Annotated in this window: 18 protein-coding genes and 1 tRNA gene; 4 read left to right on the forward strand and 15 right to left on the reverse strand. The window is 35.3% G+C overall.

Features of this window, described 5'->3' with window-relative positions; all coding sequences use genetic code 11:
* Window positions 1-105: 105 nt before the first annotated feature.
* On the reverse strand, window positions 106-3,357 hold the full coding sequence (locus BCF58_RS01845; protein WP_228434706.1) for a hypothetical protein: 3,252 nt from the start codon (window positions 3,355-3,357) through the stop codon (window positions 106-108).
* A 187-nt stretch (window positions 3,358-3,544) separates the two neighbouring features.
* On the opposite strand from BCF58_RS01845, the gene BCF58_RS01850 reads away from it, so the two are divergent.
* Window positions 3,545-4,366: a T9SS type A sorting domain-containing protein gene (locus tag BCF58_RS01850; protein WP_121460097.1), complete on the forward strand. Its 822-nt coding sequence runs from the start codon at window positions 3,545-3,547 to the stop codon at window positions 4,364-4,366.
* 64 nt (window positions 4,367-4,430) lie between these two features.
* Here BCF58_RS01850 and BCF58_RS01855 read toward each other — a convergent pair whose 3' ends face one another.
* The 8 genes from BCF58_RS01855 to BCF58_RS01890 all read right to left on the reverse strand — a co-directional run bounded on the left by BCF58_RS01855 (window position 4,431) and on the right by BCF58_RS01890 (window position 13,714).
* Window positions 4,431-7,253 carry a gluzincin family metallopeptidase gene (locus tag BCF58_RS01855; protein ID WP_228434707.1) on the reverse strand — a complete coding sequence of 941 codons (2,823 nt, stop codon included), beginning with the start codon at window positions 7,251-7,253 and terminating at the stop codon, window positions 4,431-4,433.
* A gap of 54 nt (window positions 7,254-7,307) precedes the next feature.
* The gene (gene pyrF, locus BCF58_RS01860) at window positions 7,308-8,687 is read right to left on the reverse strand and encodes an orotidine-5'-phosphate decarboxylase (protein WP_121460099.1); all 1,380 of its coding nucleotides are present in this window, start codon (window positions 8,685-8,687) and stop codon (window positions 7,308-7,310) included.
* A 118-nt stretch (window positions 8,688-8,805) separates the two neighbouring features.
* Window positions 8,806-9,153 (reverse strand): YkvA family protein, encoded by a 348-nt coding sequence (locus BCF58_RS01865; protein ID WP_121460100.1) that lies wholly within the window; start codon window positions 9,151-9,153, stop codon window positions 8,806-8,808.
* 85 nt (window positions 9,154-9,238) lie between these two features.
* Window positions 9,239-9,778 (reverse strand): TlpA family protein disulfide reductase, encoded by a 540-nt coding sequence (locus BCF58_RS01870; protein WP_121460101.1) that lies wholly within the window; start codon window positions 9,776-9,778, stop codon window positions 9,239-9,241.
* Window positions 9,775-10,338: a thioredoxin family protein gene (locus BCF58_RS01875; protein WP_121460102.1), complete on the reverse strand. Its 564-nt coding sequence runs from the start codon at window positions 10,336-10,338 to the stop codon at window positions 9,775-9,777. The genes BCF58_RS01870 and BCF58_RS01875 overlap by 4 nt, the downstream gene beginning before the upstream one ends.
* Before the next feature lie 15 nt (window positions 10,339-10,353).
* Window positions 10,354-11,424 (reverse strand): chorismate synthase, encoded by a 1,071-nt coding sequence (gene aroC / locus BCF58_RS01880; protein ID WP_121460103.1) that lies wholly within the window; start codon window positions 11,422-11,424, stop codon window positions 10,354-10,356.
* Window positions 11,425-11,474: 50 nt separating this feature from the next.
* On the reverse strand, window positions 11,475-13,109 hold the full coding sequence (locus BCF58_RS01885) for an LIC_10190 family membrane protein (protein ID WP_121460104.1): 1,635 nt from the start codon (window positions 13,107-13,109) through the stop codon (window positions 11,475-11,477).
* 53 nt (window positions 13,110-13,162) lie between these two features.
* The gene (locus BCF58_RS01890; RefSeq protein WP_121460105.1) at window positions 13,163-13,714 is read right to left on the reverse strand and encodes a YMGG-like glycine zipper-containing protein; all 552 of its coding nucleotides are present in this window, start codon (window positions 13,712-13,714) and stop codon (window positions 13,163-13,165) included.
* A gap of 233 nt (window positions 13,715-13,947) precedes the next feature.
* Between BCF58_RS01890 and BCF58_RS01895 the strand changes: the two genes are divergently transcribed.
* Complete coding sequence (locus BCF58_RS01895) at window positions 13,948-14,403, forward strand: hypothetical protein (protein ID WP_121460106.1); 456 nt, start codon at window positions 13,948-13,950, stop codon at window positions 14,401-14,403.
* A gap of 243 nt (window positions 14,404-14,646) precedes the next feature.
* Window positions 14,647-14,853 (forward strand): hypothetical protein, encoded by a 207-nt coding sequence (locus BCF58_RS01900; protein ID WP_121460107.1) that lies wholly within the window; start codon window positions 14,647-14,649, stop codon window positions 14,851-14,853.
* Window positions 14,854-15,644: 791 nt separating this feature from the next.
* Here BCF58_RS01900 and BCF58_RS01910 read toward each other — a convergent pair.
* From BCF58_RS01910 to folB, 4 genes are all read right to left on the reverse strand, one after another.
* Window positions 15,645-15,715, reverse strand: a tRNA-Cys gene (locus tag BCF58_RS01910).
* A gap of 50 nt (window positions 15,716-15,765) precedes the next feature.
* Window positions 15,766-16,272 carry an RDD family protein gene (locus tag BCF58_RS01915; RefSeq protein ID WP_121460109.1) on the reverse strand — a complete coding sequence of 169 codons (507 nt, stop codon included), beginning with the start codon at window positions 16,270-16,272 and terminating at the stop codon, window positions 15,766-15,768.
* 12 nt (window positions 16,273-16,284) lie between these two features.
* Entirely contained in the window at window positions 16,285-17,646 is a 1,362-nt protein-coding gene (locus BCF58_RS01920) for a DUF4403 family protein (protein WP_121460110.1), read from the reverse strand.
* A 36-nt stretch (window positions 17,647-17,682) separates the two neighbouring features.
* Window positions 17,683-18,051, reverse strand: a complete 369-nt coding sequence (folB, locus tag BCF58_RS01925; RefSeq protein ID WP_185144817.1) for a dihydroneopterin aldolase — start codon at window positions 18,049-18,051, stop codon at window positions 17,683-17,685.
* Window positions 18,052-18,111: 60 nt separating this feature from the next.
* Between folB and BCF58_RS17260 the strand changes: the two genes are divergently transcribed.
* Window positions 18,112-18,303 (forward strand): bacteriocin-like protein, encoded by a 192-nt coding sequence (locus BCF58_RS17260; protein WP_147462007.1) that lies wholly within the window; start codon window positions 18,112-18,114, stop codon window positions 18,301-18,303.
* A 49-nt stretch (window positions 18,304-18,352) separates the two neighbouring features.
* Here the strand turns inward: BCF58_RS17260 and BCF58_RS17325 are convergent, their stop codons facing one another.
* Together BCF58_RS17325 and nadA are read right to left on the reverse strand one after the other, a co-directional pair.
* On the reverse strand, window positions 18,353-18,514 hold the full coding sequence (locus BCF58_RS17325; protein ID WP_170148961.1) for a bacteriocin-like protein: 162 nt from the start codon (window positions 18,512-18,514) through the stop codon (window positions 18,353-18,355).
* A gap of 56 nt (window positions 18,515-18,570) precedes the next feature.
* Window positions 18,571-19,590 carry a quinolinate synthase NadA gene (gene nadA / locus BCF58_RS01935; protein WP_121460112.1) on the reverse strand — a complete coding sequence of 340 codons (1,020 nt, stop codon included), beginning with the start codon at window positions 19,588-19,590 and terminating at the stop codon, window positions 18,571-18,573.
* Between the last annotated feature and the right edge of the window lie 7 nt (window positions 19,591-19,597).

Raw genomic sequence — 19,597 nt, forward strand, 5'->3', positions numbered from 1 at the left:
GGTGCAAATTTACGAATTTCTAACTTTCCATCAGACTGATATTATCTATTAGTCTAAATGATGAGTAAATATTATGAAATTGAGGGATTATTTTTAAGCTATTAACTAGAAACTGGCTTTTACCTGCATGCTTCCAATGTGGATGGTTCTGTCACCGGAATTTCTTCCTTCATAGTTTAAATTCAATTGTAAGAAAGAATTAATGGCTTGCTGTATAAACACGCTCCAAACCTGGTTTTTCCCGGGTTTTAATCCATCAAGCATCTGGTTTCCGACAATACTAAAGTTGTTTCCGGTGAAATCATTGTTGATGAATGAGAAATTTCCCCGGATGGACGTTTTCTTACGTTCCCACTGAATGGTGCCTGTAATATCAAATGCTTTAAGGAATTCTTCACCGTCTGTTCTTTGTTTTTGGCGGAAGGCTGAAGAAAGCTCAGCCTGGATGGCATCAGTGAATTTATAGGTAGCCTTAGGCTTGGTTTCAAAATTACTCAAACGATAATCCCGCGTTTTGAACAATTGAGATGAGTTCCGAATATCATGTACGGAATTTTCCCAGTCTATCCTGAATTCTTTATTGAACCAATATCCGATATTAAGGAAATGGGAAGTCTGTTCTCTTTCTTCATTACTGAAATTAGCATTGATGAGATTATCATTCGAAATAAAACGATAATTTCCATTCCATCCTGATTTTTCGGTAGGACTGAACTGAACGGAGGTTAAAATATTTTGATTTTTAAGAATTTGGTCTTCATTTTTTTCAAAAGGATTAAGTACCAAAACCTTATCTTTTTTATAGAATGAATTTTGTGAGTTTAAGGAAATATTAAAATTCCATCGTTTTAAAAAGGCATTTTCAGAATTGAAAATGATTGACGGATTAACAAATAAGGCGAGCTGGAGCTTATTTTTATTGGAAGGAAGATATCTTACGGAATTGGTGTAAATTCTTATATATTGTGCCAGATCCGAATATTCAGCGATCTCAAACTCATCTAGCTGTTGAATTCCGTCCCCGTTGTAATCTGTCCATTTATAAATCCCTTGTCCGTCCGTCACCTTCACATACTGGAATTCTCTTTGAGCTTCCTGTCCGTTTCCAAGTTCATAAAATGCCTGTAACCGCATACCGTTTCGGAAAAGCTGCTGGTTATAAAGAATGTTTCCCACTACAAAATCATTATTTCTGGTCATATCGGCATCTGCATTCTGATAAAAGAATTTTCTGTAATGAACCAAAGCATTCAGGGTGGTTTTTTCAGTTTTAATAATCTGGCTTTCCGCCATAATCCCTAAAATATTGTTCATACTTTGCAATCTGTTATCACGAACGGAGTCGTTGTCCCGCATATAAATTTTTGTCAATAACTTTGTTCTGGTACTGTCTCCGATTTTTTTCTGTACAAAAATTTCTTTCCAGCTAAAACTCGTAACATCCATCAACTGAGTATCATTATACTTTTTTTCATTATGCTCCATGCTTCCACCAATGGCCCAGCTTCCTTTTTTGCCGACATATTCAGTGGAAGCTCCTCCTCGTATAAATTTGGTGTCCTGAAGTGTTGCATTCGTATTCAGATAAGAAAGATTTCCTTTGGTGAAGAATTTTCCACTAATCCAGCCAAAATCAAGGTCATTTTTAATCCCTTTATAGGAGTCACGCTCATCAAGGTAATTGATACGGTAATTCAAGGTTGACTTATTGTTCCATTTATTTAAAAAACTGAAAATAAACCTGTTTTGAGTTTTACCGCTAAACTCCTGTGCCAAGTTGAAATCTCTGGAAAACTCCACATCATTAATACGGTCTAAAATATGGAATTGCCTGTCGATATATTGATATTCAAAGCTTGGTGTACCTTTCCAGTTATTTTTTGTGAAAGTTTTATTTCCAAAGATGCGTCCTGCATATCCTATATTCTGTTGAGAATCTCTGGAAGAAAATAAATTAATGTCATAATTGCTCAGAGAGAAATCCGCTCCGATTTTCCCTTCTTTCAAGAGGAATTCTGAATTCAGTGAATACACCTGGGATTTTTGAGGCGAAGGAAGTTTTCTTACAGCTCTGTAATCTCCCATATTGGGTCCCACATATTCAAATACACGGCCATTGTTTGTGGTTTGAGTAATTTTATAATCGCCCAGATTAGCTCCAAAATACGTATAGGAGACCTGATAAAGAACTTCATTAGGATCTGTGGAGAATTCATAATAATTTCCATTCGGGTCCTGAACCAAACGGTACAGGATTTTGTTCACATCATAATCTGTGACAACCCCTGATGGTGCATACATTAAATTAGGATCGTTTCCGGCATTGGCAAGAATCTGTTCATCTTCCTGGGAAAGGTTAAGAGATAACGGAGCATTTTTATTATCATTCTCCATAAACCAATTCAATCCTAATCTTAGCTTTTCTCTCTTGTGCTCAACTTTTCCGGTAAACAAATATCTTGAATAATTCCTATTGGTATAGTTATAGGAAATCGTGATGAAGTTCTGCTGGAAAATAGGGCGGAAGCTGGTAAAAGTAACTTCACCTGTATTATAGTTGATAACATAATCCTGGTTTTCTCCACGCTTCATCAAAATACCATCTATGAAAACCTGTTCGGATCCTGAAATAAGAGTAATGAATTGTTCACCGTTTTTACCGGTAAGACGATAAGGTCCCTGGTTTCCTTCCACCCCTTGAAAACGGATTCTGTGGAATTCACTTCGTGCAACACCCATGGAAACATCAACAAACGTTTTATTGTCTTTTCCGAATTCTGTCTGGAATTCCAATCCCATACTTCGTCTCTGATATTTTGCAAAATAATTTTTAGCTTCCACCAAATCCAGATGTCCGGCCCTGAGAATAGATCTATCCTTAATATTAAGCTGCATATAGATCTTATCAAACTCTTCCAAAGTCTGTGTATATCCATCAGCCTGGATAGGTAAATTGTGGTCCGATATGCTTGCGAGAATTGTTACATCTTTAGACAGCCTTCCGGAAATCTGAAGGTCCATGGAACTCTGCACAGATTGCCCCTGATTATTACCAAAAGTAATCCCACGGATAATAGAACCTTTTGAATTAAGCTCTCCTAAAAACCTTTTTTTATCATTTTTGGCCAGAACGGCTTCATCAACAATGATTTTGTTGTTTGTTTTTACAAAATCAAGGGTGTCTTTGGCAAAAATGTCCTGCTCAAGTTTGGCCGCTATAATGCTATCTTTTCTGATAGAAAATATACTATCTCTCTTAAAAGTGAAAAGAGTATCATTTTTTATTGTATCTTTATCTGTAGGAAGGTTTGGATTTTTCCACGTGAATATTTGCGCATTACCCGAAAATATGCCCATGAAAAGAAACACGAATATTAGAAGATAATTTCGCAAGCCCTCTATAAATAATTGGTAAAAATAACTAAAAATTGTTAATAGTAATGGTTTTAGGATTATTAACAAAAAATTAACCCGATTATTGTTTTGAATTGAAAAATAGACGTAATTTTGTTTTGTAAATTAATAATATAAAAAAAAATAGATTATGAAAAAAGTATTTACTATTTTAAGCGTTATTTCGATATCTACATTTGCAAGTGCGCAAATTGTAATTAATGAAGTATACGGAGGAGGAGGTAATTCCGGGGCACCATATAAAAATGATTTTATTGAGCTGAAAAATGTAGGAAGCTCATCTGCTACTTTGACCGGAGCCTATATACAATATGCATCAGCTACTGGAACTTTTAATGGAGGAACAAATACACATTCAATTCCAAATATCACTTTAGCTCCAGGACAAACTTATTTAATTCAAGAAGCGGGAGGTACAAATGGAGCCGATTTACCTACACCTGATACTACAGGTAGTATTAATTTATCTGGAACAGCAGGAAAAGTGGCATTAACTTCAAGCATCACAGCTCCAACGGCAGCGAATAGTGCTAATGTAATTGATTTTATTGGTTTTGGAGCGACTGCAAGCTATTATGAAGGTGCAGGGGCTGCACCAGCGCCATCAAATACAACTTCTGTTGCCAGAATTGCTGGTGATACCAATAATAATTCTACTGATTTTGTTGCCGGTGCACCAACTCCTCAGAATTCTACCTCAGGTTCTCTAGCAGTTTCCGATATCAAAAACGTAAAAGAAAGCTTTATTAAAAATTCTTTTGTTACAGACGATGAGATCGTTTTCGGTTCTCAGGTAAAGGATGTTAAAGTTTATAACATGCTGGGACAAGTTGTAAAAACTTCTGCAAAAGATTCTGTTATCTTAAACGTTGCTGAATTAACAAGAGGAAACTATATCGTTACCGGTACAGTAAATAACCAGCCGGTTTCTCAGAAAATTTTAAAAGACTAATTAATCGTTAAGATTTAAATATAGACCCCGGGCATTCGAAGAATGCCCGGGGCTTTTTTTATTTTTAATACCAGCCTCTTCTGGCGGCATTGATAACGGCTCCCAAGTTTAATACTAAAGTATATCGTATTCGTTTTGCATAATCTTTAAAAGAAGGCTCAAAGCCTAAAGAAGACTGAATGGGGAAGTATACCTCAAGAAAATCCGGGATTACCCTTACTTTTATTCCACTATCCCAGATAAACTGAGTAGGTGCATTTTTATTTTTATAGATTCCAACATCAGCATAGACATGGAATATTTTCCATACACTGGAATCCACATTAAAAGAAGTGATCCATTGATTAACGGTTCCGGGAATAAAAGATTTAAAACCTCCGTCAGCCAGAATATATTGTTGGGATAAAATTCCCCCGGTAGCACTTTCACCTAAAAGATTGTAAGAAAAAGCATAATTTGAAACCCTGGAAATACCATAATTAAAAGTGTTGTTTCTGGTTTCATTTCTGATAAAATATCCAGCAAATAATCTTAAGCTTAATTTCTGTTTCGGTGCAAATTCCCATCGGTAATACCCTTCTGCGGTCACCTTATTGAAGTCTTCCATCCATTGCGTACTTACACTCAGGCTTTTTTCGTGAATCATCTGGTTGTCCGTATACCCATATCCTATGCTCCAAAGGTTATACTTGTCATAATCCTTTCTTGCGATCATGGCAGGGCTTAAATCCCTTTCAAGAAAATTGTAGGAAACTGCGATTCCTCTGCTTACTGTACTTCTAGGGTTTTTTCTGAAATTGATGTTAGAAAAAACAGATGCTTTTCTATAAGCGAGGTCATAATCATAATGGAAATAGGAACCATTAACTCCAAAGGTCAGGCTTCTGATGATGCTTTCAGCCGGTAAGAATGAGTAGGAAACCGTACCGGAACCTGTAAGTTTTCCTGTTCCGGAACTATACATCGGGGTGATGGAGTACAAGAATTTCTGATCAAAAAACGATTGGTTTTTGAAATTTATTCCAAACAAAAATTTATCATAGGTATTGTTAAAACGTACTCTTGGATTTAAGTAAATTTCATTGAATTCCGGATTGGGAATATCTTTTATAAGTTTTATTTTGATTTTCTTCATATTGGAAAAAAATCCTTTAGCATATAAAAAATTATCACGGTAATTGGATTCCGGGAAAATATAATCGTCGTTAAGGGTGATTTTATAAGTGTCCAAAGCAGGGATGGAAACAGTCATTCTTTTTTCAGCTTCCTTGGTTTCTACCCAATAACTTTGTTTCTGTTCATTTTTAGACTGGGATTCTAATTTTACAGGAATAGCCTCGTTGGTATTTTTAAATATTTTAACATTGAGAGAATCTCCCTCTTTTCTAAATTTCCGTAATTTAAAATTAACCCTGTTTTTTTGGTTAAGAAATCCTGAAAGATAACCGGCAGAATGATCTTTTAGCGTCAGTTCCTGAAGGAAATCTCTTGGTTTAGTCTGCTGATGTGTATTTTTATCAATGTATTGCTTTAAAATCAGCTCAAAGTGTTCAGTGCCCATTTTATCGGCAGTATAATTGAACAGCGTTCCTGTTTCAAAACTGCTGATGGCCATGTCATTAAAATTGCTTAAAGCAGCAAATTTTTCGTCAATCTTCTGGTCGAGATTCTGTGACATGATATATTGGTACGCCAATCCGTAACGATCTAATAGTTTTACCTCGGAGGCATGAAAAAGCTTTAAAGGTTTGATCCCGAAAATTTTAGCTTCAGGGAGTTTACCAAGCAGCATTGCTTCATTATAAAACTTTTTCAGATATTGGATTTCCAGGTAAGATTTTAACCCGTTTTTAAACCAATGGTCATTTTGTTTATCGGCAATAATCTTTTCATCCAGAATTTTTTTTGTAATAATTCCGAAATAATCCTGGTCTGTCTTTTCTGCATCTGTAAACAATTGGAATTTGAATTTCCAGAATTTGATATCATTATTCCCGAAAAAATCTTCTTTTCCTTTGAACTTATCAGAAATAAAAATCTTTTGAGGAATAGAGCCAATTTTTTCCTGAAGGAATTTCAAATGTAATGGAAGATAAAATTCTAAGTTTTGTTTTTCCTCAGGCTTTAAATTATATCCGAATTTTATTTCAGTATCTATTTCTTCCGTTTTAATTTTTATAGACGGATACTCGTATTGGGAGATCATAAATTCCGGGTCAGAATCTAAATATCCTTTAAAAGAGTTCATCTGTACTTGGGGAAGATTACTTTCAATGAAGTAATTAACAGGAAGATCAAAATTGATCGTCCAATAGGTGTTGAAATTGACAGACTCTTCAATATCGTGATAATTTCTTTTGGAAATATTGTCCGGATCAAAATGATCCGGAACAATAAAGAAATATTTTAAGGCTACATTTTGATCAGACGTTCCGTAATCGGTAAATTTACGATCCGGAAGCTGAAGCTGATATTGTAGTTGTAATTGTACACTTTCTCCAGGCTTTAAAGGACTGGCTAAAGGAATAAAAAGGTTTTCTTCAGAAATTTTGTTAGCAGGTAAAAGCTCATGGTCCCCATTCCGGATGCTTAAAGACAAAAGATTTCCGATCTGATCCGGTTTTGCAAAATGCAGATCATTATTTCTGTCTTCAAGCTTGCGGTACACCAAAGAAGTACCTCTTTTCTTATAAGCGGAAACCCAGCTTAAAAGTTTTATCGTTTGCAGATCCTTCTCCGAATGGTTATAATAAACAAGCTCCTGATTTACAGATAATGTTTTTTTGTCCGGAGACAATTTTGCTTCAATGTAGATACTGTCACTTTGTGCTGCAACTTCAGCAACACCAACAAACAAAATAAGACAAATACTAATAACCTTTTTCAAACTTTTGTGATAAAGTTCAAATATAAACTTATTTTGACTATACTCTATAAGATTTTACCCCTGAATTGCTTTTTTTTCCAAAGAATTAACATATGCTTTCCAGCCTTCATTTTTATAAATGATAGCCGCTTCTTCGGCATTAGAAGCCTTATAAATTCCTCTTCCTACGATAATGAAATCTGTATGAAGATTTTTGAAAACATGTTCCGGAGTATTATACTGTTGTCCTTTCCCGTCACCAGAATCAGCGAGGTTTACTCCCGGAGTAAATAATAAAATTTCATCCGGAAGCTGATTTTGAGATACTCCACCAATTACATTGGGATGGGATAAAGCTATTTTAAGAGCTTCTTCACGATATTCATTAGTGGTCAAAGTGCCTTTTGAAGACATACCGATGATTGCTACGACACCTACATTGTTAAAGCAATCCAAAGATTCGAAACCCCCGATTACCTGAGAAGTAACGAAGTCTGCCCAATCAGTAATTCTGAAAACGCCACTGGTGAACTGAAGCTCCTGTGTATTACCAATGTCGGCGAACTTTCTGTCCTCCATCAGTAAAAACTGGTGTTTTGCAGCCAATGCTTTCAACGGAACGATTGTTTTTTCGTATTCAAAATCGGAAATGATATCAATATGAGTTTTTAAGGCAATAATGTGGGGGCCGACTTTTTCAGCCAGCTCTAATAATTCATGGGTAGTGGTAACATCTGCAGAGGCAATAAGGTTGGATTGTTTTGCCAAGGCAACTTCCAATAATTTTTTGGAAACCGAATGTTGGGCATTTTTCAGTTTTTGTTCATAGGAACATCTTGTTTTTTCTTCAAACTGAATATGATTTCCCTGAAGGAATTCTTGTATTCTTTTTACCTCTTCATCCGTTAATTCGCCATTCTCCTGAAGAATACCGCATACTTCGGAAATATTGAAAAGAGTATGAACTCTGTAGCCTTTGCTTTCTAAAAGCTGTTTTCCGCCCTGCTCCCTGTCAAGCACCACAACAATATCAGAAACTTTAATGTCCTCCTGTTCAACTTCAGCGATGGTTTCCACTAAAGATTTTCCGGAAGTAATAACGTCTTCTACCAAAAGACAGTTTTGGCCTTTCTGGTAAATTCCTTCAATCATCTTTTTAGTTCCGTAGCTTTTTGCCTCTTTTCTTTTAATGATCAACGGAATATAGCTTTCCAGAGACATTGCTGTTGCCATTGGAAGTGCAGCGTAAGGAACTCCGCAGATTAAGTCGAAATTATCGAGTGGAAGCATTTCCAATAGATAATTAGCAAGGTTTTTTAAAATTTTAGGGTCTGAAGCCAAAGGTCTTAAGTCTACATAAAACGGGCTTTCGATGCCGCTTTTCAAGGTAAATCTTCCGAATTTAATGATTCCCAGTTTGTAGCACTCTAAAAAGAATTCTTTTTTACTTTCCATTATTTTTTATTAGATGTTGCAAATTTAATGATTTGAAATAAGGCTTAAAAATTTATCATCAATTTCTAAAAAAAGCCATCCCGATTAATGGAATGGCTTGAAGAATATTATCTGTAAATTATTCTACAATTTCAGCGTCGATTACTTTAGTATCTCCGTCTTTATATTTTTTTTCAGCTTCCCAAAGTAAGAATTTATCCACTTCTCTTATCAATTTGGGAATGGCAAGGGATAAAATGGCCAGATCATCCATTACACCCAATACAGGCAGGGCAAAATCAGGAAGCAGGTCGATAGGGGAGATGACATATAAAAGTCCTAATAGCGGGAGAATAATATCTACGGATTTCATAGGATAAAGTCCTTTTCTCCATAATTTTACCATTCTGAAAATATCAGGGATCTTTTTAACGAAACCTTTATGGTTAATCGCCTCTTTAGCCAGATTCAGTTTTGAATACTTCATTTTGTGTTTAGTTTTAATAAATTTTCTAACTCTACAAAATTCTCAAATTTTATACCAAATCAGTTATAAAATTTAGTTAAAAAAATTATTTGATGATATTATCAATAAACTGATGAGTGGATTCTGTATTCCAGTCTCTGTAAGCGTCCTCCTTAATCAGGATTCTGCCGGTTTTATCCAAAAGGAAAGTGGTAGGAAACACTTTAGGTAGTAGTTTCTCCGAAATAGGGCTTTGTGCAATATATACCGGAACAGTATAATTATTTTCCTGTAAAAATTTTCTCACGGCCGCCTCTTCATCATTCATGGCGATCAGAACAAAATCTACATTTCCTTTTCTGCTATCATAGAGCTTTTGAATACTTGGCCATTCTTTTCTGCATGGGGGACACCATGTTCCCCAAAAGTTCAGAAAAACAGGTTTATCCTTGAAATTTTTCAGGTTGGTGCTTGGAACATTAATTCCCTGAAGGTCTATATTATAATCTTCTTCACTTACGGTAACGGCATTTTCAATAGTGGCGATCGGAAAAAACTGATCCTTCAGAAAATCTTTTACTCCCGGTACAAATGCGATAATACCAATAACAACGATCAATACGATATAAACTATATTTTTTTTCATAATAATTCTACAATTTCCTGAATGGCATCTTTACCTCTGTTTTTTGCATAATAAATCTGGAGGTCATTATAAAATTGTTCTCTCGGATACGCTTCAGGGTCGGCTTTGAATTTCATTAATAATTCTTTACCAAACTTAGGACGTGGACCCCAGGAGTTTTTTACATTAAAATCACTATCTAAAATAAGAACTTTTGGGATAGATTGGGTTCCGTCCGTCAAAAACTGATCGATAAGGCTGGTATCGCTGTCCCTAAGAAAAATTCTCACTTCGTTGTGTCCTTCAAAAAACTTTACCAACGCAGGAACGGTAGCGCTTGCATCACCACACCATGCTTCTGAGATGATTAAAATTTTTCCGTCAAAGTTTTTAGCATTCAATAAATTGATCTGTTCTTCATCAGCCACATACTTTTTTAAAGTCCTGTCGATTCTTTGAAGACCTAATTCATAATATTGTTTATAATCTGCCTCCTGTTGATTGGAAGGGTTTTCAAGTCTTTGCTTTGCAATCCGGATGTATTCTTCAAAAGTGATTGCTGTATCCCAGTAATTTTTCATTACTACAATGTGATATTAAAAGTTATTGATATTTCTCGTTTTATTAATCAGGAAAAGATCTGCAAGTACAAAAGCGGCAAGGCTTTCCACTACAGGAACGGCTCTTGGCAATACACATGGGTCATGTCTTCCTTTTCCTTCCACAATCACAGGATTACCTTCTTTGTCTACACTTTCCTGCGGTCTTAAAATAGTCGCTACGGGTTTAAAGGCCACTCTGAAGTAAATATCCATTCCATTGGAAATTCCGCCCTGGATACCACCGGAAAGGTTCGACTTTGTCGTGAAATCGGTATTGAAAACATCATTGTGTTCTTTTCCCGTCATTTTTGCACCGCAAAAACCGCTTCCGTATTCAAAGCCTTTGCAAGCATTGATATTAAGCATAGCTTTGGCCAGTTCAGCCTGTAATTTGGAAAAAATGGGCTCACCTATACCTACAGGTACATTTTTAATGACGCACGTAATGGTTCCACCAATCGTATTTCCTTCCTTTTTTATCTCTTTGATTCTGGAGATCATTTTTTCTGCCGTTTCCGCATCGGGACAGCGAACTTCATTGCTTTCTGTTTTTGAGAAATCCAGATCCTGATAAGGTTTCTCACAGAAAATATCGCCCACGGAAGAGACATACGCATTAATTTCAATATCTGATAAAAGCTGCTTGGCCATAGCTCCGGCAACTACCCAGTTCATGGTTTCTCTGGCAGAAGATTTTCCACCACCACGGTAATCCCTGATCCCAAATTTCTGATCGTAGGTGAAATCTGCATGACTTGGGCGATAAGATTTCGCGATATGGTCATAATCTTTTGATTTCTGATTTTCATTTTCTATAATAAAACCAATAGGAGTACCTGTTGTTTTGCCTTCAAAAATGCCGGAAAGGAATTGCACTTTGTCACCTTCTTTTCTTTGGGTGACAATAGCTGATTGTCCGGGTTTTCTACGGTCTAATTCGTATTGAATTTTATCGAAATCCAGGGTTAAACCTGCCGGGAAATTATTGATGATGCCGCCGTAAGCAGCACCGTGACTTTCTCCAAATGTTGTAAGACTGAGAAGATTACCTAAAGTATTGAACATGATACAAAATTACCGTTTTTTCTTCAGATAATAAAGCGTTTGTATTTGTTCTATTGATAAGCGTTTTTGATATTATGAATGACGTTTTCCGCCTGCTTTTTTTCCTGCAGGTTCATTTTTTGCCAGATAAATCCTTTTTTCATATTTTTTTCATCAATAAGCTGAGGAAAGATTCCTGCTTTGGCATCATCAAAAATATAGCTTGAAGAAATCGCGGGAAGAGGAGTGTCAAAATTAAAAGGATAATTTCTGGAAACGTTAAATTTCAGATTTCCCACTTTATAACAATCAAATGGTTGATATTGGTAAGAAGACGGTTGATAAAGCTGTTCTTTTTTAAATTTTCCCATAAAGCTGCCTAATCTGAAGCTGGGAACATTCTGTCGGATGATTTCCGGGAAAGATAAAAATCCAATAAAAAAAAGGCTCATGCAAGTAAACAGCAGAAGTGATCTTTTTTTATTGAAAAACTCAAAGAAAACGACAAAAAAGATGACCAACAATACATCAATAAAAAACCGGTATTGTGCTGAAAAGATTAAGACCAATATACTTTTCATCAGGATTGAAATACAGATCAGGGAGATCACGGTTTTCTTTTTTAGAAAAGTGAAAATAATAAACAATAATAAGCTTATGATAAAAAGAATATTGATTTTAGATTTAATTCCATGCAGGAAAAGCCAGTTTTTAATATAATCCACCCGGGAAAATTTCTGAATTTCCTGATATGAATACTGCATGTCATAAGTTTTTAAAATGGCATATTGGGAAGATATTCTTATAACTTCAGGGTTAGGTTTCCAGCTTACTCCGACATCCATTATAGCAACCGGAAAAACAGGGTACCCGAATGTCCAAATATTTTTAATGCAGAACAGCAGGATAATCACGGTTCCCGGAATAAAGCTTTTTATGCTGGTTTTGGCTATGATAATTGTATAGAGAAAGCTTAGGACAGGAAGCCATATCATGGTTGGTTTGATAGCAAAAACAAATGCTGAAAATGCAAAAATAAGACTGGTTTTTTTATTTCCCGAGATTATTTCATTTACAATAATCAGTGAAAAGATCATCACCGGTAAATCGGGACTTGGTGATTGGGTAAATAATAAAAGAACAGGAATGAAACAAAGGTGTATCCACTGCTGTTTTTCCATAATATATATGGTGTAAACGATCAATAGAATGGCATTGATTCTAAGAAAAGGGTCTGAGAAATTAGAAAAACCGGCCTGAAAAATATGCCAGAAGGAGACCTGCCCCAATGTAAGGTCCAGATTGGAAATACCTTTTATGATTCCATATTCTGTAAGCCATTTTATCGTTGGAACATAATACCCGAAATGATCCAAAATATAGGGATAGAAAGAGCTGCAAAACAGAATGATCAAAGAAATGACAGCTGTTAAAAGACTATTTTTATTGAAAAAATAATACCATTCATGATATAATCTATATTTGAAGAAACAGAAAATGCCCGATAATAAGGTGAGGGTTTCTACATATATATTTAAAGGGATGAAAAATGCAAGAACGGTCCAGATGATAGTGCATGCTAAAATCCCTGAAATTATCTTACCCGAAATTCCGTGCCATAAAGAACCTGAAAGGTTTTCGGCAATTTTCCCCAATCCCATGAGTGCAGGAAGGAGGAGTATTAAAGAGAATAGAATGAAGACCATAAAAAAAGATTGCTTAAAAATAAGCAATCTTTTGTCTTTCTTTATAATATTGTTTACTGAGGCTGAACTCTTCCGTCTTTCCTATCCTGTGATCTACCGATTGTATAACCGGTTGCACCTCCTACAACACCACCGATAACGGCTCCAAGACCTCTGTTTTTCTTGCTAATAATTGCCCCTGCTGCTGCGCCACCTACTGTACCAATGATGGTACCTTTAGCTGCTTTACTCATCCCTTGTTTCTGGGTGGTACCCTGTGATGAGCTGGTACCGTTATTGGCATAGGTACCGTTACCTGAACCGGATCCGGAGCTTGTTTCTCTATCTCTGTATACTGTTCTTGTTTCTCTGATCACTTGTGGTCTTGAATTATTTTCTGCCACCGCCTTAGCTTTTTTGCTTTCAGCAATGCTATCTGCTTTTTTCTGTGCTTCGTATACAATTTTCTCTTTTTCTATAGCTAACTTTTGCTTTTCAATTTCAAGCTGTCTTGCCTGAAATTCTAATTTCTGTTGTTCAAGAGATTTTTCAGCTGTTCGGTCATCTTTTTTACAAGCTGTCATTAAAAATACTGACAATAAACCTGTTAATACTATATTTTTCATAATTCAAATTTTTATACTTAAGAGCCTGCTGGCTATTATCTAATTCTCAATTATGAAGCCAAGTTTAAGTTAAGTAATGTTAAAAAGTTAAAAAAAATCTTAAAGTTTATTGTATTTACCATTAATACCTGATAAAACGTGAAGGAAATAATTAAAAGTTATTTTAATTAATACTAAATTTTTATTGTGTTAATATTAAATAAGTTAAATTTGAATTACCAAATTACATTTTTATGAAAAAAACAATTTTTAAAGCTTTGCTTATTGCAGGCTTCGGGATTACTGTTACAGCGTGTACTTCCAATGATGATTTAGTGATGGATTCTCCAACAGCTTCCCATTCAACAGCTTCTAAAGTGGCTTCTCAAACAGAAACATATCAAATCCGTTATGGGCTGGTTTCCCAGAATGGAGTTAAAACACTTTCCGGAAGTTATGATTTAGGCGGTTTTGTGGCTACCAATGTGGTCACTGGAGAAACGTATGACTCTTATGGCAGTGGAAGCGGAGGTTTTCAGTCTCTTCCGCAATTTTATGATGGCCTTCCTGAAGGGACCTATACTTTCACTGCAAACCAGGGACAAGGAGGTTGGGTTGGCTACGGTTCAGTAGTAGCCACGGTTTCTGATGCTCAGGTTGATGCTGACGGATATGTAACTATATATGTTCCGATTGCCTGGGAAGAATAATTAGGCAAAGTTTTTGCAATTCATTATACATAATATAGTTATTTAACTATTACAATATTCTGTTCAGAATTACTTTTGAGTAGAATTTTTCATCATTTGTGTTTTTACGGCCTCCTTTTCGGAGGCCATTTTATGTATTATCATATGCTTTATGATTCTACGCATATAATCTAAGATGATTACTGTATATATTTGAATATATTTATTACACATCACATTAACATAACTTCTAAATATTGATATATGAAAAATTTTTTGTTATTACTAGGAATAGCTCTTTTTATTTTAAGTTGTAAGAAAACGGAAACACAGGATAACATTAACGCTACCGATTCTGTAACGATGTCTAATGATACCATTTCTGATACGGTTGTATCAACAGCTCCTGCGGATACTTTATCTACGGTTCCGGATAGTGCGAATCATAATAATATGAATAACAATAGGTAACACTTTTTTAGACCCCATATACTTTTTTAGCTCCTCTCTTTAGAGGAGTTTTCTGTTTTTTATAAGAAAAGATGTGGATTTTATATTTATTTTTTAGCTTTAATCTTATTTTATTTCTTTAATTATTTTCTTTTAATAAATAATTTATTTTATAAAAAAAATAAACATAACACTTTATATTTTTTCAGAATTATTTGGTTTGAAAATTTTTATGATTATTTTGATTTTTCTCTTGATTAAACGCTGAATATTTTTTAAATTTGGGCTGTCGAAAGACATTCGAAATAATTTTTTTTCATCATTTGTGTTTTTCCTCCCATGAAAATGGGAGGTTTCTTTTTTTATTAACTGTTGATATTTCAAAGGATTTTGAATTATGATTGGGATCATAATTCATTTGGACGTGAAGTGGTAACTTTATCGGCGAGTTAAATACTTTTTTTCATCTTTATACTATCTATGCTTAAAGCTTCCTCTTGAAAGAGGAAGCTTTTATTATAAGAAACTTGTATTTTTTTTTCAACAATTTTCAGATATTGGAATACTTGGCATAATTTTTATTACTAACAACGTAACTCATTATATGAGTTTTCATGGTTATTAGTTTTTTCCCTGGAGCAATCCGGGGATTTTTTTTGCGTTACATTTAAAATAGCTGCCTGTGCCGGATCTTGGAACTATTTATACGCTTAAGAGATGAGAGAAATAAGTATAATAGTAGTAGTTTATTAAGTATGGGAAAATATAAAGTAAAAATAAAAGCCTCTGATATAAATCAAAGGCTTTTAATGAGGTACCTAGCGGATTCGAACCGCTGTAGATGGTGTTGCAGACCACTGCCTAGCCGCTCGGCCAAAGTACCAGTTTTGAAGTGTGCAAATATAAATATTTTTATGAATCAATCAAAGTTTTTTATGCAATTTCTTTCTCGCCAAGACTGTTTATATCTGCTTTTGCCTGTTTTTCAGACTCATAATTTTTAAGGTTAATCACTCTTGTTTCACTCCAGCTGTCGTGCCATCCAGTTTCACCTAAAAAAGATAGGGCATTGAAAGGAACAGCCCTTGAAAATGTTCGGGCAATGATTTGTTTAGATGTGGGTTCGTTTCCATCTATGCTTATTACTTTTGTTCCGGTGATGAATTTTGCAATGGTTCTTCCGTAATACCGCTCTGTTAAATAATAGTATGAGAAAGCAAATAATAAATACACTAATGCAAAAGAGAGATTAATAGCAATATCATTCTCAATTCTTTCCGAATCGATTTCTTCTCCCACAATCAAAACATACAATATTCCAAATAGAAAAATAACTGAATAGAAAATTATCTGTATAAAAATTCTATCTAAAAAATAATTAGCAAGTCTTAGCCAAGATGATGCCTTATGTCTGTCGACAATCTGTAAATATCTTCTCATGTTTTATGTTTTCTAAATTCCGTTGATCATTAGTTTTAAAGTGGCATTCGTATCAATAACAGCCGTAATTCCTGATGGGTTTAAAAGAATATTCGTAGGTTTCAGATTGAAGACTTTTCCATTCATTTTCAATCCTTTGTAATATTCTTTATTGAATGCTTCTTCAATGCTTTTTTTGGAAGCGTGCTCTAATTCCTGGGTAGGAATTCCGTATTCATCCTCAATCATTTTAATGATTTTCCCTCTGAATAGAAGAGTTGCTGTTTTTTGTAAAATGTTAGCTGTTTTCAGGTTGAATTTAGTATTAGATAATACAATTTTCTTTTTAGTCTCATCATACACCGGAATTCCAGAAATAAAAGATTTGCCTTTTACGTATCCTTCCGTTTCTGCTTCGATCATGACTCTGTTTTCAACACCATATACTTTGATATCCGTAATTTTTACCTTAGAACCCCGGACATCATATTCCTTGTTTAAAAACATATTTCTTGCAATGCTGGTTGCTTCTGTAAAAGGAACATTCGCAGTAGTTTGGAGCAGGAACTTATCCGCAAGAAGAGGAATAAAATTAAAATTGGCAGCGGATTTTATCGGTTGGGATGATTCCGGTTTACTTCCGGTAAAGGTTTCAGAATATATATCAATCCCAATATTGGTGTCAATCTGATTGCCATAAAATTTCAGTGGGGTAATGTTCACATTCACTGGGGTTACTTTCAGCCATGTATTGTATTCTTCCGAAATATTGAATGGTTGCGAGAAAACATTCCACGCCATAACGGCATACTGTTGGAAGTTTAGTTGAGTTGCCATTTGCTGGTCAATGGTTTTACAGAATTTTTCCTGCTGTTCTTTTAAGCTTTTTTCAACCAGAGAAGTGATGGGAATTTCAATTTTTCCAAAATCAAGAACAGGTTTGGTAACCCATTTAAAGCCCATTGGTTGTGTATTGGTCACAATGGTCCAATTGTTTTTAAAATTCAGAGCAGTATTAAAATACATGACCGTTTCAAAAGTGGTATTTTGATAAGAATATACACCCAAAGTTCCGATCCCTTTCTCTGCCCATATCTTTAAAGGAACTTCAATTAAAAGATTTTGATTGGTTCCTCCTACCAAACGGATAGGACGGGTTTTCCAGACTTTAACTTTAAACTGGTCGTTATTATTATCCGTATAAGAATCATCCTGGTAAATAAGATCTTTTACGGAAGAGTTGATCATATTGCTGATTCCCGAGAGCGGAATGGTAACCGGCATGGTAATGCTGGATTTGATCTTCGGAAAATTATAAACGACTAATTGATTACTGCTATTCTGTCCGAATACAGTTATAAAAGCCAGCAGAAATACTATTTTGATGAATTTCAATTCTTGATGTTTTAGTGAAACGAAAATAAGAATATTTTAATTTTCCGGTTTAAAACTTTTTTCCAGTTCTATGCTGGCCCCTTTCATTTCTCCCTGCATGGGAGGACTGGTTTTGGTTATCCTGATCTTTATATAATCAATCTGAGGGAAATTTCCATGGATTTTCGAAATAATCCTGCCTGCCACATGTTCCAGAAGCTTGGATTTGATCTTCATTTCTGTATGGATGATTTCATTAATGTCTGCATAGCTTATCGTATCGTGAAGATCATCAGATGCTGATGCTTTCCATAAATCTGTATGGAGTTCTGCATTCACGATATAATAAGTGCCAATAATGTTTTCTTCGGGAAGAACACCGTGATGTGCATATATTTTTACATCTTCAAGAAAGATTTTACTCATGATTCTGATTATATGTGACAAAAGTAATATATTTAAAAACCAAACAATAAAAAAATTAATATGAAAAATCTGAAAAAACTTAACAGGAAAGAATTGAGCACATTAAAAGGGGCCCTTACATGTGGAGGCTGTCCTACTCATGCTACATATGGGCCAGGTCCTGAGTATATGTATTCATGCGAAACGTATTGGAATCTTCCGAACAATTGCAAAGCATGTGTATTGGTAAGTGCTGATTGCTTTCCTCAATAATTTGATCTGATCAACAAAAAAGCACTGTGAGAACAGTGCTTTTGCTTTTTTAGCAATTTTCAGGAATATACTCGCCTCTTGGAACACAGATAAGTTCGCTATTACAGCCTCTTCCGCAAGTTTCATGGATTTCGCAGTTTAAATTGCATATTCCGCTTCCGCCATTTACATTTTTAAGACTTTTTCTGTCTAGCTTTTTTAGATTTTTCATGTTGAATATTTTGATGATGGTTAAAGATAATCAAATATTCAATATATGGTGAAAAATTATTTTATGGATTTTGAAAGATCAAGCATGGCTTCAATCGGCTTCAGAGCTTTTAAACGAAGCTCTTCGTCGATAAGGATTTCCGGCAGCTCGTACTTCATGCACAGGTACAGTTTTTCCATGGTATTCCGTTTCATATAAAAACATTCGGAGCAGTTGCAGCTTTCGTCAAAAACCAATGCCGGAATAAGCTCTTTATGCGGAGCACGTTTTTTCATTTCATGAAGAATTCCTTCCTCAGTGGCAATGATGAACTTTTGGCAATCATCTTTTTCCACAAAATTTAAAAGAGCAGAAGTAGAACCGATGAAGTGAGCCAGTTTTAAAACCGCCTCTTCACTTTCAGGATGAGCAATCAGTTTTGCATCCGGATTGTCAGCCAGCTGTTTGGCAATTCTCTCCATAGAAAATGCCTCATGAACGATGCAGCTTCCGTCCCAAAGGATCATATCACGGCCCGTTTTCTGTGAAAGGTATCTGCCTAGATTTTTATCAGGAGCGAAGATGATCGGCCTGTCTTTTGGTAACGCTTCAATCACGGTTTCCGCATTGGAGCTGGTTACGATAATATCACTTTCTGCTTTCGTTTCAGCGTTACAGTTGATGTAAGTTGCTATTAAAGCATTAGGATGCTGCTCACGCATTTTTCTTAATCCTTCTCCGCTACATCCGTCTGCCAAAGAACATCCGGCCATTGTGTCGGGAAGAACTACTTTTTTAGTCGGATTTAAAATTTTCGCGGCTTCAGCCATAAAGTGTACCCCGCAGAATACAATCATGTCTGCATTGGTTTCTTTCGCCTGTCTTGCCAATTGTAAAGAGTCGCCCAGAAAATCAGCGATGTCCTGAATTTCTCCCGGTTGATAGTAGTGGGCAAGAATAACAGCGTTTTTCTCTTTTTTAAGATCAAGAATGGCTTTTACCAATTCTTCTCCTTGTGGAATGGCAATATCTTTTATATCTAAAAATCCCCTAACCGGAATAGCGGATTTAGCTTTTTCTAATGTTTCGGTACTCATATCACCT

The organism is Chryseobacterium defluvii, assembly GCF_003634775.1.
Classification (GTDB): domain Bacteria; phylum Bacteroidota; class Bacteroidia; order Flavobacteriales; family Weeksellaceae; genus Chryseobacterium; species Chryseobacterium defluvii.